This window comes from Pseudomonas sp. DW-iso3 (genome assembly GCF_058725305.1).
Map to the genome: position 1 here is coordinate 71,926 of NZ_JBZXDZ010000001.1, position 16,789 is coordinate 88,714.

Annotated in this window: 19 protein-coding genes; 7 read left to right on the forward strand and 12 right to left on the reverse strand. The window is 61.0% G+C overall.

Annotation, left to right across the window (positions count from 1 at the left end; translation table 11 throughout):
- Nucleotides 1-183 precede the first annotated feature (183 nt).
- From hemA to AC4PS7_RS00365, 6 genes are all read left to right on the forward strand, one after another.
- A complete protein-coding gene (hemA, locus tag AC4PS7_RS00340) occupies nt 184-1,473 on the forward strand; it encodes a glutamyl-tRNA reductase (RefSeq protein ID WP_010213311.1) in 1,290 nt (429 codons plus the stop codon).
- On the forward strand, nt 1,470-2,552 hold the full coding sequence (gene prfA, locus AC4PS7_RS00345) for a peptide chain release factor 1 (RefSeq protein WP_010213310.1): 1,083 nt from the start codon (nt 1,470-1,472) through the stop codon (nt 2,550-2,552). The genes hemA and prfA overlap by 4 nt, the downstream gene beginning before the upstream one ends.
- Nucleotides 2,553-3,383 (forward strand): peptide chain release factor N(5)-glutamine methyltransferase, encoded by an 831-nt coding sequence (prmC, locus tag AC4PS7_RS00350; protein WP_010213309.1) that lies wholly within the window; start codon nt 2,553-2,555, stop codon nt 3,381-3,383.
- On the forward strand, nt 3,377-4,132 hold the full coding sequence (locus tag AC4PS7_RS00355) for a molybdopterin-synthase adenylyltransferase MoeB (protein ID WP_010213308.1): 756 nt from the start codon (nt 3,377-3,379) through the stop codon (nt 4,130-4,132). The genes prmC and AC4PS7_RS00355 overlap by 7 nt, the downstream gene beginning before the upstream one ends.
- The gene (gene murI / locus AC4PS7_RS00360; RefSeq protein WP_010213307.1) at nt 4,125-4,919 is read left to right on the forward strand and encodes a glutamate racemase; all 795 of its coding nucleotides are present in this window, start codon (nt 4,125-4,127) and stop codon (nt 4,917-4,919) included. Before AC4PS7_RS00355 ends, murI begins: the two co-directional genes overlap by 8 nt.
- 112 nt (nt 4,920-5,031) lie before the next feature.
- On the forward strand, nt 5,032-5,550 hold the full coding sequence (locus tag AC4PS7_RS00365) for an acyloxyacyl hydrolase (RefSeq protein WP_010213306.1): 519 nt from the start codon (nt 5,032-5,034) through the stop codon (nt 5,548-5,550).
- A gap of 135 nt (nt 5,551-5,685) precedes the next feature.
- Here the strand turns inward: AC4PS7_RS00365 and AC4PS7_RS00370 are convergent, their stop codons facing one another.
- The 12 genes from AC4PS7_RS00370 to AC4PS7_RS00425 form a co-directional block, all read right to left on the reverse strand.
- Nucleotides 5,686-5,991: a YkgJ family cysteine cluster protein gene (locus AC4PS7_RS00370; protein WP_016977069.1), complete on the reverse strand. Its 306-nt coding sequence runs from the start codon at nt 5,989-5,991 to the stop codon at nt 5,686-5,688.
- Nucleotides 5,992-6,044: 53 nt separating this feature from the next.
- Nucleotides 6,045-6,524: a DUF2878 domain-containing protein gene (locus tag AC4PS7_RS00375; protein ID WP_137205934.1), complete on the reverse strand. Its 480-nt coding sequence runs from the start codon at nt 6,522-6,524 to the stop codon at nt 6,045-6,047.
- Entirely contained in the window at nt 6,517-7,788 is a 1,272-nt protein-coding gene (locus AC4PS7_RS00380) for an SAM-dependent methyltransferase (protein WP_010213303.1), read from the reverse strand. Before AC4PS7_RS00380 ends, AC4PS7_RS00375 begins: the two co-directional genes overlap by 8 nt.
- Nucleotides 7,775-8,584, reverse strand: a complete 810-nt coding sequence (locus AC4PS7_RS00385) for a DUF1365 domain-containing protein (RefSeq protein ID WP_010213302.1) — start codon at nt 8,582-8,584, stop codon at nt 7,775-7,777. The genes AC4PS7_RS00380 and AC4PS7_RS00385 overlap by 14 nt, the downstream gene beginning before the upstream one ends.
- Nucleotides 8,581-9,828: an NAD(P)/FAD-dependent oxidoreductase gene (locus AC4PS7_RS00390; RefSeq protein ID WP_305378142.1), complete on the reverse strand. Its 1,248-nt coding sequence runs from the start codon at nt 9,826-9,828 to the stop codon at nt 8,581-8,583. The genes AC4PS7_RS00385 and AC4PS7_RS00390 overlap by 4 nt, the downstream gene beginning before the upstream one ends.
- Nucleotides 9,825-10,607 carry an SDR family NAD(P)-dependent oxidoreductase gene (locus AC4PS7_RS00395; protein WP_010213299.1) on the reverse strand — a complete coding sequence of 261 codons (783 nt, stop codon included), beginning with the start codon at nt 10,605-10,607 and terminating at the stop codon, nt 9,825-9,827. The genes AC4PS7_RS00390 and AC4PS7_RS00395 overlap by 4 nt, the downstream gene beginning before the upstream one ends.
- Nucleotides 10,604-11,026: a nuclear transport factor 2 family protein gene (locus AC4PS7_RS00400; protein WP_010213297.1), complete on the reverse strand. Its 423-nt coding sequence runs from the start codon at nt 11,024-11,026 to the stop codon at nt 10,604-10,606. The genes AC4PS7_RS00395 and AC4PS7_RS00400 overlap by 4 nt, the downstream gene beginning before the upstream one ends.
- Nucleotides 11,019-12,464, reverse strand: a complete 1,446-nt coding sequence (phrB, locus tag AC4PS7_RS00405; RefSeq protein WP_154847657.1) for a deoxyribodipyrimidine photo-lyase — start codon at nt 12,462-12,464, stop codon at nt 11,019-11,021. The genes AC4PS7_RS00400 and phrB overlap by 8 nt, the downstream gene beginning before the upstream one ends.
- A complete protein-coding gene (locus tag AC4PS7_RS00410) occupies nt 12,465-13,394 on the reverse strand; it encodes a MerR family transcriptional regulator (protein ID WP_047543641.1) in 930 nt (309 codons plus the stop codon).
- Nucleotides 13,395-13,397: 3 nt separating this feature from the next.
- Nucleotides 13,398-14,357 carry a YbgA family protein gene (locus AC4PS7_RS00415; protein ID WP_010213292.1) on the reverse strand — a complete coding sequence of 320 codons (960 nt, stop codon included), beginning with the start codon at nt 14,355-14,357 and terminating at the stop codon, nt 13,398-13,400.
- A gap of 110 nt (nt 14,358-14,467) precedes the next feature.
- Complete coding sequence (locus AC4PS7_RS00420; RefSeq protein WP_010213290.1) at nt 14,468-14,683, reverse strand: TIGR02450 family Trp-rich protein; 216 nt, start codon at nt 14,681-14,683, stop codon at nt 14,468-14,470.
- On the reverse strand, nt 14,680-15,666 hold the full coding sequence (locus AC4PS7_RS00425) for an NAD(P)/FAD-dependent oxidoreductase (RefSeq protein WP_010213289.1): 987 nt from the start codon (nt 15,664-15,666) through the stop codon (nt 14,680-14,682). The genes AC4PS7_RS00420 and AC4PS7_RS00425 overlap by 4 nt, the downstream gene beginning before the upstream one ends.
- 209 nt (nt 15,667-15,875) lie before the next feature.
- Between AC4PS7_RS00425 and AC4PS7_RS00430 the strand changes: the two genes are divergently transcribed.
- The gene (locus tag AC4PS7_RS00430; protein ID WP_010213288.1) at nt 15,876-16,775 is read left to right on the forward strand and encodes a TIGR01777 family oxidoreductase; all 900 of its coding nucleotides are present in this window, start codon (nt 15,876-15,878) and stop codon (nt 16,773-16,775) included.
- The last annotated feature ends 14 nt before the right edge of the window (nt 16,776-16,789 follow it).

A 16,789-nucleotide genomic window follows, 5' to 3' on the forward strand; every position in this document is an offset into this window, starting at 1 on the left:
ATAGGAAGAGGACGACTAACCTGCGGTCGGATCATCATGACACAAGCCTTCGGCCAAACATAACCGAGACTCAGCGGACGCCTTTCATAGGCACAACATATAGGGACAATAGACGACGGTGGTTGTTCTGAATCTATCGAAGTAGGACAATTGTCGGCTTCCCGACATCATCAGCGATATTGAATGGCCTTCCTCGCACTCGGTATTAACCACAAGACTGCCTCCGTAGACGTGCGCGAGCGCGTGGCGTTTACGCCGGAGCAGTTGGTTGAGGCCCTGCAGCAGCTCTGCCGGCTCACCGACAGTCGCGAAGCTGCGATCCTTTCGACCTGCAATCGCAGCGAGCTCTATATAGAGCAGGAACATCTTTCAGCGGATGTCGTACTGCGCTGGCTGGCCGATTTTCACCATTTGAGCCTCGATGACCTCCGTGCGTGCGCTTATGTGCACGAAGAAGATGCGGCAGTTCGTCACATGATGCGTGTGGCAGCCGGTCTCGATTCGCTGGTGCTGGGCGAGCCGCAGATCCTCGGCCAGATGAAGTCCGCCTACGCCGTGGCGCGTGAGGCAGGCACCGTCGGCCCGCTGCTGGGCCGGTTGTTCCAGGCCACGTTCAACTCCGCCAAGCAAGTACGCACCGATACAGCCATCGGTGAAAACCCGGTGTCCGTGGCGTTTGCTGCCGTCAGCCTGGCCAAACAGATTTTCAGTGACTTGCAACGCAGCCAGGCGCTGCTGATCGGCGCCGGCGAGACCATCACCCTGGTCGCCCGTCACCTGCATGACCTGGGCGTGAAGCGCATCGTGGTCGCCAACCGTACGCTGGAGCGCGCGAGCATCCTCGCCGAGCAGTTCGGCGCCCATGCTGTGTTGCTATCGGATATCCCGGCCGAACTGGTGCGCAGCGATATCGTCATCAGCTCCACGGCCAGCCAGTTGCCGATTCTTGGCAAGGGCGCGGTCGAGAGTGCGTTGAAGCTGCGCAAGCACAAGCCGATTTTTATGGTGGATATCGCCGTTCCCCGCGATATCGAACCCGAAGTCGGCGAGTTGGACGACGTTTACCTCTATAGCGTCGACGATTTGCACGAAGTGGTCGCCGAAAACCTCAAGAGCCGCCAGGGCGCCGCCCAGGCCGCTGAAGAGATGGTCAGCACGGGCGCCGAAGATTTCATGGTGCGCCTGCGTGAATTGGCGGCGGTGGATGTGCTCAAGGCGTATCGTCAGCAGGGCGAGCGCTTGCGCGACGAGGAGCTGATCAAGGCTCAGCGTTTGTTGGCCAACGGCAGCAGCGCCGAAGAAGTGCTGATGCAACTGGCTCGCGGTCTCACCAACAAGCTGCTCCACGCACCCAGCGTACAATTGAAAAAGCTTACTGCCGAAGGCCGCCTCGATGCGCTGGCCATGGCCCAGGAACTCTTTGCCCTCGGTGAGGGCGCGTCAGATAGCTCTTCGGATAAAAAATCGCAATGAAAGCGTCACTGCTCAATAAACTGGACGTGCTCCAGGACCGTTTCGAAGAACTGACCGCTTTGCTTGGCGATGGCGAAGTCATCTCCGATCAAACCAAGTTCCGTGCCTATTCCAAGGAGTACGCCGACGTTGAGCCGGTGGTGGCTACCTACAAGAACCTGCTCAAAGTGCAGGCCGACCTTGAAGGCGCCCAGGCACTGCTTAAGGACAGCGACCCGGACATGCGCGAGATGGCCGTGGAAGAAGTTCGCGAAGCCAAGGAAAAACTCGCCGCGCTGGAAGGCGATCTGCAACGCATGCTGCTGCCCAAGGACCCGAACGACGGGCGTAACGTCTTCCTCGAAATCCGTGCCGGCACTGGCGGCGACGAGGCGGCGATCTTCTCCGGCGACCTGTTCCGCATGTATTCGCGTTACGCCGAGCGTCGCGGTTGGCGGGTGGAAATCCTGTCCGAGAACGAGGGCGAACACGGCGGCTATAAAGAAGTCATCGCGCGGGTTGAAGGCGATAACGTTTACGGCAAGCTCAAGTTCGAGTCTGGCGCGCACCGCGTACAACGCGTGCCGGCGACCGAGTCCCAAGGTCGTATCCACACTTCCGCGTGCACTGTCGCCGTGCTGCCCGAGCCGGACGAACAGGAAGCCATCGAGATCAATCCGGCGGACTTGCGCATCGATACCTACCGCTCGTCGGGCGCGGGTGGTCAGCACGTCAACAAGACCGACTCCGCCATCCGCATCACCCACTTGCCCTCTGGCATCGTGGTGGAGTGCCAGGAAGAACGTTCCCAGCACAAGAACCGCGCGCGGGCGATGTCGTGGCTGTCGGCCAAGCTCAACGACCAGCAGACCAGCGCCGCCGCCAACGCGATTGCCAGCGAACGTAAGCTCTTGGTGGGTTCGGGCGATCGCTCCGAACGAATCCGTACCTACAACTTTGCCCAGGGCCGGGTCACCGACCATCGGGTCAACCTCACGCTTTACTCCCTGGACGAGATTCTTGCCGGGGGTGTCGACGCGGTGATCGAGCCGTTGCTCGCCGAATACCAGGCAGATCAACTCGCAGCGATAGGTGAATAAATGACCATCATCGCCAGCCTGCTGCGCGCCGCCGACCTGCCGGACTCGCCCACAGCGCGTCTGGATGCCGAATTGTTGCTGGCGGCGGCGTTGGGCAAGTCGCGCAGTTACCTGCACACCTGGCCGGAAAAAATCGTCACCAGCGAAGACGCGCTGACCTTTGCCGGTTTCCTGCAACGCCGTCGTGGCGGTGAGCCGGTGGCCTATATTCTTGGCCAGCAAGGCTTCTGGAAGTTGGACCTGGAGGTCGCGCCCCACACGCTGATCCCGCGCCCGGACACTGAATTGCTGGTGGAAGCCGCCCTGGAGTTGTTAGCGGCCACACCCGCCAAGGTCCTCGACCTGGGCACCGGCAGCGGCGCCATCGCTTTGGCCCTGGCCAGCGAACGCCCGGCCTGGCAGGTCACCGCCGTCGACCGCGTGCTGGAAGCCGTGGCCTTGGCCGAGCGCAATCGCCAGCGGCTGCACCTCACTAACGCCACGGTGCTGAACAGCCATTGGTTCAGCGCGTTGCAAGGTCATACCTATGACCTGATCATCAGCAACCCGCCTTACATCGCCGCCAATGATCCGCACCTTGTGGCGGGCGATGTGCGCTTTGAACCGGCCAGTGCACTGGTGGCCGGCCATGATGGTTTGGACGACCTGCGCCTGATCATCAAACACGCTCCCGCTCACCTGAATGCCGGTGGGCGATTGCTGCTGGAGCATGGTTACGACCAGGCCCCCGCCGTGCGCGACCTGCTGTTGAGTGAAGGTTTCGAAGACGTACACAGCCGTATCGATCTCGGCGGTCACGAGCGCATTACCCTGGGACGCCGTCCGTGCTGACCGATCAGGAGCTGTTGCGCTATAGCCGACAGATTCTGTTGCAGCATGTCGACATTGACGGCCAATTGCGCCTGAAAAACAGCCGGGCGCTGATCATCGGCCTCGGTGGCCTGGGCGCACCCGTTGCGCTTTACCTGGCGGCAGCCGGTGTGGGCGAGTTGCACCTGGCGGACTTCGACACCGTCGACCTGACCAACCTGCAACGCCAGATCATCCATGACACCGACAGCGTCGGGCAGACCAAGGTCGATTCGGCCTTGCGCCGCCTGACGGCTATCAACCCCGAGATCAAGCTGATCGCCCACCGCACCGCCCTGGATGTTGATTCACTGGCAGCCGCGGTCGAAGCGGTGGACGTGGTGCTCGATTGCAGCGATAACTTCTCCACCCGCGAAGCGGTCAACGCGGCTTGCGTCGCGGCGGCTAAACCCTTGATCAGCGGTGCAGCCATTCGCCTTGAAGGGCAGCTGTCGGTATTCGACCCGCGTCGCGCCGAAAGCCCGTGCTACCACTGTTTATACGGGCACGGCAGCGATACCGAACTCACTTGCAGCGAAGCCGGCGTGGTCGGCCCGCTGGTGGGGCTGGTCGGCAGCTTGCAAGCGCTGGAAGCCTTGAAACTGCTGGCCGGGTTCGGTGAGCCGTTGGTGGGCCGCCTGTTGCTCATCGATGCCTTGACCACGCGCTTTCGCGAATTGCGCGTCAAGCGTGACCCCGGTTGTAGCGTCTGCGGGACTCAGCATGGTTAAGGGCGCGCCTATTGGTGTGTTCGACTCCGGTGTCGGCGGTTTGTCGGTATTGGACGAAATCCAGCAATTGTTGCCCCATGAGTCGTTGCTGTACGTGGCCGACTGCGGGCATATCCCCTATGGAGAGAAAACGCCCGCGTTCATTCGCGAGCGATCGCGGTTGGTTGCCGAGTTTTTCCGCGAAAAGGGCGCCAAGGCCTTTGTGATCGCTTGCAATACCGCGACGGTCGCGGCGGTTGCTGACTTGCGCCAGGATTATCCCGACTGGCCACTGGTGGGCATGGAGCCGGCCGTCAAACCGGCCGCCGCAGCGACCCGTAGTGGCGTGGTCGGCGTGCTTGCCACCACCGGTACCCTGCAAAGCGCCAAATTCGCGGCATTACTCGACCGTTTCGCGACGGATGTGCGGGTCATTACCCAACCCTGCCCAGGGCTGGTGGAACTGATTGAAACCGGCGACCTGAACAGCCCCGCCCTGCGCAAGATGTTGCAGGGATACATCGAGCCGCTGCTCAGCGCCGGCTGTGACACCATCATCCTTGGCTGCACCCACTACCCCTTCCTCAAGCCACTCCTGGCGCAGATGTTGCCTCCCAGCATCATCCTCATCGACACCGGCGCTGCCGTGGCCCGCCAGCTCAAGCGTTTGCTGGGCGAGCGCGACCTGTTGGCCGACGGCAAGCCTGAACCTGCACAGTTCTGGACCAGTGGCGATGTGTATCAGCTAAGAAATATCCTACCGACACTATGGAAATATCCGGGCGTTGTGCGAAGCTTTGGTGCGTGAAAATTTCGTGAAATTCCGGTGTTATCCACTGGAACTTCTGACTACACGCCAGCTTCTATAGCGAGATAGCCTGTACAAAACCATATAACTTCGTTCGGAAAGGATGTTTCTTATGAAGCGCTTGTTCTGTTTGGCTGCGATTGCGGCCGCAGTAGTGGGGCACTCTGTTTCAGCGCAGGCCGCTGGCCTGGAGTTGGGTGTGGGGGGCACCAGCGATTCGACCATGACCTATCGGCTGGGGCTGACATCGGACTGGGATAAAAGCTGGTGGCAGAGCGATACCGGTCGATTGACCGGTTACTGGAGCGGCGCCTACACCTATTGGGACGGAGACAAGCGCGCCAGCGTCAGCAGCCTGTCGTTCTCGCCGGTGTTCGTGTACGAGTTTGCCGGGGAAAAGGTCAAGCCTTATATCGAAGCCGGGATTGGTGTTGCGGTGTTCTCGCGCACCAAAGTGGAAGACAACAACATCGGCCAGGCTTTCCAGTTCGAAGACCGTCTGGGTTTCGGCCTGCGCTTCGCGGGTGGGCATGAAGTGGGCATTCGTGCCACGCATTATTCCAACGCTGGCATCAGCAGCAATAACGATGGTGTAGAGAGTTACGCGCTGCATTACACCATGCCGCTGTAACCTTCAGGCCGTTGAAGATCCCCTGTGGGAGCGGGCTTGCTCGCGAAAGCGGTGTTTCAGTTGGTAAATGTCTGACTGATACACCGCTTCGCGAGCAAGCCCGCTCCCACATTTAGATCCCCGCTCATTTCATGATCAGCGATACGCCGTCGCGATCCCTTCGCGTTCGGTCAGGCACTCCGGCGCTCCCATCTCGAATTCCCGGCAGATCAGCGGCCGTCGCTCGTAGATCGTACACATCATCGTGTCCCGATCCAGCGCCGCGCACCAGCCGTCGTCCAGGCGCAGCATCACTTCGCCGCCCCAGTCATCGGTGTCGATATAGCGCTCCGGCACGCCGGTGTCGGTGATCAGCATGACCTCCAACTGACAGCAGCAAGCCGCGCAGGTCGAGCAGGTGACCGCGGGTTCGGTGATTTGGGTGTGGGGGATGTTCGTCATAGGGGGCAGTGTAAGGCAAGCGGGTGATACAGGTGTGAAACGACTGACAGGCGTCAGCGTGCCAATCGGTGCAACCCTACAAACACCACCGCCCACAGCAGCGCCAGGACAACCATCGTCGGCGCGAGGGCGAAGCCAAATTTCACCCCTGCCAATTGGCTGCCTGCAAAGTAGGAAAGCGGGCCGCCCACTGCGCCCAATATTGCCGCACGCCACCAGGGACGGGCGCTCCAGGCCAGGCAATGGCGCAATGTCGTCGCGAGCAACGCCCACAACAGGATCAACCAGAAGGGAATCAGCGGCCCCGGTTCCGTGAACTGGAACACGCCCAGCGCACGCAACGTGGTATCCAATAACGTGCCTACGACCGTTACGGCCAGGATCAGCTTGCCGTCGGCGGCCCACGAACTTATCCACAGCAGATGAATGGCAAGTACGGCCAGCCCGACCAGTAGCCACACGCTGTCACCGCCAAGCACACAAGCAAACCAGCCGCATTGAAACAGCACGGCATTGGCCAGTGTCTTAAGCACTGAAACGACCGAGCAGCGGCGGGTTGATCGCGGATGGTTTGGCCAACAGCAATTGCGCGGTGCCGATGGTGCGTTCCATAAAACCGCCTTCGCAGTAGCACAGGTAAAACTCCCACAACCGCAGGAAGTATTCGTCGTAGCCCAATTCTGCCAGGCGGCCGTGCGCGCGGCGAAAATTCTCATGCCACAGGCGCAAGGTGCGCGCGTAGTGCAGGCCGAAATCTTCCATGTGCAGCAGGTTCATATCGGTGTCGCGGCTGACGATCTGCAGCATTTTTTGCACGCAGGGCAGGGCGCCGCCCGGGAAGATATAGCGCTGGATAAAGTCGACGTTGGTTTTGGCCTGCTCGTAGCGTTGGTCGCGAATGGTGATGGCTTGCAGCAACATCAGGCCGTCGCTCTTGAGCAGGTGCGCGCACTGTTTGAAGTAGGTTGGCAGGAAGCGATGACCCACCGCCTCGATCATCTCGATCGACACGAGCTTGTCGTACTGGCCCGTAAGGTCGCGGTAATCCTGTAACAGCAGCGTGACTTGATCCTGCAGCCCCAGGGCGACGATGCGTTTTTCAGTGTAGGCAAACTGCTCTTTGGACAAGGTCGTGGTGGTGACCTTGCAGCCATACTGCTGCGCCGCATACAGCGCCATGCTGCCCCAGCCGGTGCCGATTTCCAGCAGGTGGTCGCTGGGCTTGAGGGCGAGCTTCTGGCAGATGCGCTCCAGTTTATTCAGTTGCGCCTGTTCCAGGGTGTCGTCGGCGGTCAGGAATTGCGCCGCCGAGTACATCATGGTCGGGTCGAGGAACTCTTCGAACAGGTCATTGCCCAGGTCATAGTGGGCGGCAATGTTTTTCTGAGAGCCCTTGCGCGTATTGCGGTTGAGCCAGTGCAGGCCCTGGGTGAACGGACGTGTCAGGCGTGCCAGGCCACCTTCCATTGCATCGAGTACGTCGAGGTTACTGACCATCACGCGCACCACCGCCGTGAGGTCCGGGCTGCTCCAGTAACCGTGGATAAAGGCTTCTCCGGCACCGATGGAACCGTTGGCCGCCACCAGGCCCCACACGGCCGAATCCAGGATCTGGATCTCCCCCAACAGATGCGCTTCCCGTGCACCGAATACCTGGCGCTCGCCGTCCTCGATCACCACCAACTGACCATGGCGCAACTGGCTGAGTTGCCGCAGCACGGCCTTGCGCAGCAGCGCGGCGGTCATGCCGTTGACGTTCAGGCGATGGGTTTTGACCGATAAGCTAGGGGATTTCATGGCGGCGATCCTTGGTGTACCCGACTGCGGTGCGAGAGGCGCCATCGGCGGCCCGGTGGGAAAAAATCGGTGTGCGTTTGAGCAACAGGCGCAGGGCCTGCCAATAGATCGCGAGGCAGGTCTTGGCGGTCATCCAGGGAAAGCGCCACAAGTAGCGGTGCAGGCTGGTGCGGTTCAGCGTCTCTTTCTGCAGGCTCAAGGTGGCGTCGAAGACTTTCAATTCGCCCTGCCAATCGGCCATGTGCACGCCGAGTTTGGCGGCGGGCGGGCTGAAGCTCATGCGGTATTCCAGGTCGCGCGGCAAGAATGGTGACACATGGAAGGCCTTGGCGACGGCGAAGTGCTGGTGCTCATTCGCGTTCAGTGCCTGGGCCGGCAGCACGTAGTGATAACGCTCGCGCCACGGGGTGTTGGTCACTTCACACAGGATCGCGGCCAGACGTCCGTCGGCCTCGAAGCAGTAGAAGAAACTCACGGGATTAAAAGCCAGGCCCCAACTGCGGGCCTGGGTCAGTAGGCAGATAACGCCCTGGGGTGTACGCCCCAGTGCCTTGCCGACTTCCTGGCGCACGGCATCGCTCAAGCTCATGCCGGTGCGCGTCAATTCACGCAGGTAGTCCTGCTGGCGAAAACCGAAAGGCGCCAGGCGGCTGCGCCCGGCCAGGGGCGTAAGCCCGAGCACTTCGTGTTCCTCGCTCAGGTCCAGGTACAGCAGGCCGATGCGGTACCGAAAGGCGTGGGCCTTGGGCGCAAACCGGCGATGGGCAATCCAGCCGCTGTACAGGGCGCTGTTCACAGGGCTTCTCCAAACGCCTGGGCCACGTGCAGGGCGCTGACCACGCCGTCTTCGTGGAAACCGTTGGCCCAGTAGGCACCGCAGTAGAAGGTGTTGCGCACGCCGGATATTTCTTCCCGGCGTCCCTGGGCCGCCACTGCCGCCAGACTGTATTGCGGGTGGGCGTAGGTGTAGCGGGCAAGAATCTTCAGCGGGTTGATCATCGGCGTCTGGTTGAGGCTGACGCAAAACGTGGTGTCGCTGTCGATGCCTTGCAGGATGTTCATGTCATAGGTGACCGCCGCCTGCGTCTGACGGTTGGGGGTGAGCCGGTAGTTCCAGCTGGCCCAGGCCAATTGGCGGTCGGGTAACAGGCGCGTGTCGGTGTGCAGCACGACATCATTGTCGGCATAGGGCAGTGCGCCCAATATTTGCAGCTCGGACTCGCTGGGGTCGCCGAGCAACGCCAGCGCTTGGTCGCTGTGGCAGGCAAACACCACCTTGTCGAAGGCTTCGGTGCCGGCGGCACTGTGGACCACCACGCCCTCTTCATTGCGCTCCACCAGATGCACCGGGCAATCGAGGCGGATATGTTCGCGAAAGTTGCGGGTCAGGGGTTCGATATAGCTGCTTGAGCCACCCTCGATCACACACCACTGTGGCCGGTTGTTCACCGAGAGCAGCCCGTGATTCTTAAAAAAGCGCACAAAGAACTGCAGCGGAAATTTCAGCATGTCCACCAGCGACATCGACCAGATCGCGGCACCCATCGGCACGATGTAATGCAGGATGAACCGCGGGCCATAGCCTTTCGCTTCGAGGTAATCCCCCAGCGTCATGTCGGCGCTGATGCGTTGCTCTTGCAGGTCCAGCGGTGCCTCGCGATTGAAACGCAGGATGTCGCGCAACATGCCCCAGAACCCGGGCGACAGGATGTTGCTGCGCTGGGCAAACAGGCTGTTGATGTTGTTGCCGTTGTACTCGAACCGGGTGTTTTCGTCGCACACCGAAAAGCTCATTTCAGTGGGTTTGAACTTCACCCCGATCTGCCCTAACAGGCGGATGAAGTTCGGGTAGGTCCAGTCGTTGAACACGATAAAACCGGTGTCTATCGCGTAGCTTTTATCGTCGACGGTGACGTTGACCGTGTGGGTATGCCCGCCGATGCGGTTGCCCGCTTCGAACAGCGTGATTTCATGACGACGGCCGAGCAGGTAGGCACTGGTCAGCCCCGCGATGCCGCTGCCGATGATGGCGATCTTCATAGGTCGTCCTTCTTCGGCGGCGGGCTGCGCAACATGCGTTTACCGATGATCAGTTGTGCGCGGTTTGGCAGTTTCGACAGCGGCCACAGGGTGGCGATAAACAGGGCGGGAAAGGCAATTTCCAGCGGGCGTTTTTCCAGCTTGGCGAAGATGTGCCGCGCGGCTTTGTCCGCCGACCAACTGAGCGGCATGGGGAAGTCATTGCGTTCGGTCAGTGGCGTATCGACAAAGCCCGGACTGATCACGGTCACGTCGATATTTTCCGGCGACAGGCTGATGCGCAGGGACTCGAACAGGTAGCGCAAGCCAGCCTTGGAGGCGCCATAGGCTTCGGCGCGCGGCATTGGCAAGTAGGTCACGGCGCTGGCGACACCCACCAAGTGTGGCGTCTGCCCGGCGCGCAACAGCGGCAGGGCGGCTTCGATGCAATAACTGCTCGCCAGCAGGTTGGTACGAACCACGTGCTCGATGATCGATGAGTCGAACTGACGTGCGTCCACGTACTCGCAGGTGCCGGCATTGAGGATCACCGTGTCCAGCGAACCCCAGACCACGCCGATATGCTCGCCGATCTCGCGCACGGTCTGGCTGTTGGTCAGGTCGCCCGCCACCACCAGCACTTGGCCGGGGTAGCGTTGCGCGAGCGCTTCCAAAGGCCCTTTGGTGCGGGAACTGAGCGCCACATGGGCGCCGCTGTTGAGCAACTCCACGGCCAGTGCGGCACCGATACCACTGCTGGCGCCAGTCAGCCAATAACGGCGGGGCGGTGTCAGGCTCATCCCATTCTCCTTTTAAGCCAGCTGATGACGCTACCCAGCACGGGCAAGTGTTCGTACAGCATGGCGCCGGCATCGAAATAGTCCCGGTGGCGGTACACCTTGTCGCGCCACATCAAGTGCGAGCAACCTTCCACCCGGATCACTTTGCCGTTGGCCAGGCGAGGGTGGCAAAAACTCATTTTCCAGCGCAAGTAACCTTCGCCTTCGGCGACCTGGTCGAAACTGTGGAAGTCAAAGCGCAGCTGGCTGACGTTGCTGTACAGATCGGCGAAGTAGCGGTGCAGGGCTGGCAAGCCATGGACTTCGTGCAGCGGGTCGGCGAAAGCAATGTCCTGGCTGTACAGGCTGTCGAGCAGGTGCAAGTTGTGCTTGTCCAGCGCGGTGAAGGCCTGGGCGAAGCGGCGCAGGAAGTCACTCATAGTCGCCCCCTGCGGCTTGGCGCGAGGGCAGGTTGCGGAAAGCGGCCAGCGCACGTTCACGGGATTTTTTCAGGTCGACGATCGAGCGCGGGTAGTCAGCCACGCCGAACAGGCCGCCGGCGGCTTCGGGGTTGTGCACGTCCTTTTTATTCAGCGCGGCCAGTTCCGGCAGCCAGTGCTTGATGAACACGCCTTCAGCGTCGAATTTCTCCGATTGGCTCAACGGGCTGAAAATCCGAAAGTATGGCGCCGAGTCGGTGCCGGTGGATGAACTCCACTGCCAGCCGCCGTTGTTCGCCGCCAGGTCGCCGTCGATCAGGTGGCGCATGAAAAAACGCTCGCCTTCGCGCCAGTCAATCAGCAGGTTCTTGGTCAGGAACATCGCCACCACCATGCGCAGGCGGTTATGCATCCAGCCGGTTTCCAGCAGTTGGCGCATGGCCGCATCGATGATCGGCAAGCCGGTGCGCGCTTCCTGCCAGGCGGCGAGGTCCTTGGGCGCGTTGCGCCAGGCCACGGCTTCGGTTTCCGGGCGGAACGCGCGGTGGCGCGACACCCGTGGGTAACCGACCAGGATGTGTTTGTAGAACTCGCGCCACAGCAATTCATTGATCCAGGTGATGGCGCCCAGGTCGCCACTTTCGAACTCGCCGCCGTTGGTTTGCAGCGCGGCATGCAGGCACTGTCGCGGCGAAACGACGCCCGCTGCAAGGTAGGCAGACAACTGGCTGGTACCGGGTTTCGCGGGGAAGTCGCGTTCGTCTTTGTAGTAGCTGATTTGCTGATCGGCGAAGGCATCGAGGCGCCGCCGGGCTTCGTCTTCACCGGCTGGCCAGAGGGCGCGCAGGCTGTCGCTGGGTGGGGCGAAACCTTCTACCGTGTTCGGGACGGGATCGCTTTTCAGCTTGAGCGGCGCCTGGGCCTTTGGCGCTGCAACCATGCGGGGCAGGGCGCTGTGCAGGCGGGTGTAGCAGACTTTACGGAACTGGCTGAACACCTGGAAATAAGTGCCGGTCTTGGTCAGTACACTGCCGGGTTGGAAGAACAGTTGATCGAGGTAGCGGTGGAACGTCACGCCATCGGCTTCCAAAGCCTTGGACACGGCAGCATCACGACGACTTTCGTTAATGCCATATTCTTCGTTGACGTGCACCGATTCCACCGACAGCTCGTGGCACAGCTTGCTCAGTACGTCGGGCGCTTGGTCCCAAGTGGCTGCGGTGCGGATCAGCAGGGGAATATTCAGCGCGCCCAGCGTTTTGCTCAGGTCTTGCAGGTTGCGCAGCCAGAAGTCCACTTTGCACGGCGCATCATCGTGGGACTGCCATTGCTGCGGCGTGATCAGGTACACGGCCGCAATCGGGCCCCGCTGGCTCGCGGCGGCCAGAGCAGTGTTGTCGTGCAGGCGCAGGTCGGTGCGCAGCCAGATCAAATGCATTTAAACAAGTCCACGCTGGATCAGCAGTTGGTGAGCCGACAACGGATCTTCGGCGACGAACAATTCGGGGAGGTCATGGGTTAATACGGACAACTCGGCCTGGTGGATGCATACCGTTGGTCCGACAATCAACTTTGGGCAACTGACGCCACCCAGAAGTTTTGCGAACGCCGACAGATGGAGCGACTTGCTCGAATAAAGCAGCACCGCACGCGGTTGCAGGTGTTCCACCGCCAGGGCCAGCTCACCGGCGGGCAGCGGCCAGTCGAACACTTCCACCGGGCAGTCGGCGCTGCTGGCGAGCCAGGCGCTGAGCCACAGGTGCGGCTCCAGGGGCAGGTCGGATTGGTTGACCAACAGCAGCGGCGCACCATGCAGCTGACGATTATTGTGGTAGATGCGCGCGCCAAACTTGCTGCGCAGCCAGGACAGGAAAAACACCCGTTCCATCTGCGCGCCGAACTGGCCTTGCCAGCGTTGTTCCAGCTCCTGCAGCAACGGCAGCAGCAGTTGCTCGCACAGGGTGCGGGGCGGGTAGAGCGCCATGGCCTGGTTGAAGGCGTCATCCACCCGGCGCTCGGTCAATTCGCTGATGGCTTGCACCAGGTTCTGGCGCAAGCTGTGCCATTCGTTTTCGACGGCATCGGGAATGGCCTGGGCGGAGTCGATCAGGCCTTTGACCTGGCTGACCGGTACGCCGCGATTGAGCCAGGTGAGGATGGTGTGGATACGTTGTACATGCTCGGCGCTGAACAGCCGATGCCCCTTGGGTGTGCGCTGGGGCACGATGAGGCCGTAACGACGTTCCCAGGCGCGCAGGGTCACGGCGTTGACACCGGTCTGGCGCGCCACTTCGCGGATCGGCAGCCAGCCATCTTCGAGGGCTTGGGCGAAGTCTTCGCCGGGTTCGTCTAGCAGGGCAACTTTCATGGTCTAGATCGCATTTCGCAGGCTGAGGTTTTCCGGGTGCGGTTGCAGATAGGCCTGCTGCGCGATGTAGCGGTCCGGGTGTTGACGAAAGTGGTGCTTGAGCAGGGTCATCGGCACCACCAAAGGCACGATGCCGTGGCGGTATTGGCCGATGACGGTTTGCATTTCCTGCTTGTCGTCGGCGCTGATGGCCTGCTTGAGGTAACCGCTGATGTGTTGCAGCACATTGGTGTGGGTGCCACGGGTGGCGCACTTGGTCAGGCCGGTCATCAACTCGCTGAAATAACCGCTGGCCAATTCATCCAGGTTGGCGTCCTTGGTCATGCTGCCCAGCAGGTGGCCGAGGCTTTTGTAATGCGCCGGACTGTGGGCCATCAACAAGTATTTGTAGCGCGAATGAAAGGCCAGCAGTCGGTGACGGGTCAGGCCTTCGGCCAGCAGTTGCTGCCAACTGGCGTACACGAATACGCGAGTCAGGAAGTTTTCACGCAGCACCGGGTCATTCAGCCGACCGTCTTCTTCCACCGGCAGATTGGGATGGCGGGCACAAAAGGCCTGGGCGTAGATACCGCGCCCGCCGCCGTCCACCGGAGTGCCATTTTCGCGGTACACCTTGACCCGCTCCAGGCCACAGGACGGCGACTTCTGCATGAAAATGTAGCCGCACAGGTCGGTGTGTTCCGCCGCCATCTGCTGGCCATAGTCGTCCAGCGGCTGGGTGACGTTCAGCTCGCGGTTCACCGTGCCGACGGCTTGCGGGTGAGCAGGGTCGCCCACCAGGCGGATGGGTTCGCGGGGAATGCCCAGGCCAATGGCGACTTCGGGGCACAGCGGCACAAAGTCGAAATAATCGGCGAGAGTCTGGCTGCACAGCAGGGATTGTTTATGGCCACCGTTGAAGCGCACGTTTTCGCCCAGCAGGCAGGCGCTGATGGCGATCTTCGGTTTGGTGATGCTGGACATAAACGAACCCTCGCAAGATTCCTGTACAAGGTTTGAATCTTGTACAACTAAATCCCATCATAGATTCGATGCTGTACAAGTCAAACTATTTGTACAAGTTTGCGCGTTGGCTATTTCCAGCCGATTTTCCAGGCGTCGATATCCTGCAGGGTTTGCCAGGGCAGGCGTTCGCTGCGGTGCGTCATGACCGCTTGCAGTTCGATTTCCAGCACGGTGCCTTCATCATCACGAAACAATTCGGTGACCAGGAAGTGTTTTTCCTTGTTTCGGGGGCGCGCTGCTGTCCATTTTGACAGCAGCAGTTTTGCGGGATTGATGCGGTTCATTGCAGGTGTTCCATCAAGCGTCGCGCGGCTTCCTGGCCACTGAGCCATGCACCTTCTACCCGGCCCGACAGGCACCAGTCGCCACACACGTACAGGCCCAGATCGGCGTCGGCCAGTACGCCGAATTCATGACTGCTGGACGGTCGCGCATAGAGCCAGCGGTGCGCCAGGCTGAACGACGGCGCGGGCATGGCGCTGTGCAGCAGTTCGGCGAAAGCGCCGTGCAGGTGCTCGATCACCGCCTCCTTCGACAGGTCCAGATGGGCCCTGCTCCATGCGCTGGTGGCATGCAACACCCAAGTGTCGAGGTGGGTGTCGCGCCCCGGTTTGCTGCGGTTGCGCGCGAGCCAATCGAGGGGGCTGTCCTGGACGAAGCAGCCCTCCATCGGCGTATCCAGGGGCTTGTCGAACGCCAGGGCGATGGCCCAGGTAGGGTCCATTTTCACGCCTGCGGCGGCACTCGCCAACTTGGGTGCGGCAGCCAGCAGGGCGGTGGCCTGGGGCGCTGGAGTGGCGATGATCACGTGACTGAACGGGCCGTGGTTTTCGCCGTCGGCATCCAGCAGGTTCCAGTGTTGTTTGCCCTGGAACACCTCGGTGATGCGGCAACCGAACTCCACCGGCAGGTCGTCGAGCAGCGCACGGGTGATCGCGCTCATGCGCGGCGTGCCGACCCAGCGGATCTGTTCATCGGGAGAGGGCGTGAGTTGGCCGGACTTGAAGTTGTACAGCTGGGGCTTCCATTGCTCGGCCCAGCCATTGCTTTGCCAGCGTTGCACTTCGTTGACGAAGCGCCGGTCACGGGCGGTGAAGTATTGCGCCCCCATGTCCAGAGAGCCGGCATCGCTGCGCTTGCTGGACATGCGGCCACCACTGCCGCGGCTTTTATCGAAGAGTTGTACGACGTGCCCCGCGTCTCGTAACGCTCGGGCGGCGGAGAGACCGGCGATGCCGGTGCCGATGATCGCGATGGGAACAGTCATGGGAGGCCTCGTTTTACCGTTGGTACAGACTACGCCGACACCAATAGCTGTACAATATTGTTTTTTGGTATAAGTTTTGGCTTACCTGTTCTTACGGCGTGACCTATGGTTAAAGCACAGGCTTAATCCAACGTTACGCCCGTTCAAATTGATCCCTGCTTATAAAATAGACCAGTGCGGGGCGGCGAACGTTACATGAGGAAGATCCCATGCACATTTTGCTGACCGGCGGTACTGGCCTGATCGGCCGCCAACTCTGCCAACACTGGCTTGCTCAAGGGCATCGACTGACGGTGTGGAGTCGTCATCCGGAACAGGTTGCCAAGCTGTGCGGCGCACAGGTAGCAGGCGTTGAACACCTGCAACAGGTTATCGGCCCGGTGGATGCCGTCATTAACCTGGCCGGCGCGCCCATTGCTGATCGTCCCTGGACCCACAAGCGCAAGGCGCTGCTGTGGAGCAGCCGCATCAGTCTGACTGAAACCTTGCTGGCGTGGCTTGAGGGGCTGGAGCAAAAACCTGCGGTGTTGATTTCCGGTTCAGCGGTGGGTTGGTACGGCGACGGCGGTGAGCGTGAGTTGACCGAAGCCAGCGGCCCGGTGCAGGACGATTTCCCCAGCCAGCTGTGCATTGCCTGGGAAGAAACTGCCCAGCGCGCCGAAGCCTTGGGGATTCGCGTCGTGTTGGTACGGACCGGTTTGGTGTTGTCGGCCGAGGGCGGCTTTTTGTCGCGGCTGTTGCTGCCGTTCAAACTGGCGCTGGGCGGGCCTATCGGCACTGGTCGGCAGTGGATGCCGTGGGTACATATCAAGGATCAAATCGCCCTGATTGATTTTCTTCTGCACAAGGCTGATGCCAGTGGTCCTTATAATGCCTGCGCGCCACACCCGGTACGCAATCGCGAGTTTGCGAAAACCCTGGGCCGGGTGCTGCACCGTCCGGCGTTCATGCCGATGCCGGCCTTTGCATTGAAGGTCGGCCTGGGTGAGTTGTCCGGCCTGTTGCTGGGTGGGCAGAAGGCAGTGCCCGAGCGCTTGTTGGCCGCCGGTTTCACCTTCCAGTTTACTGAGTTGCACGCGGCCCTGGATGACGTGTCCAGCCGCCTCTAAAGATAGGATGTTGC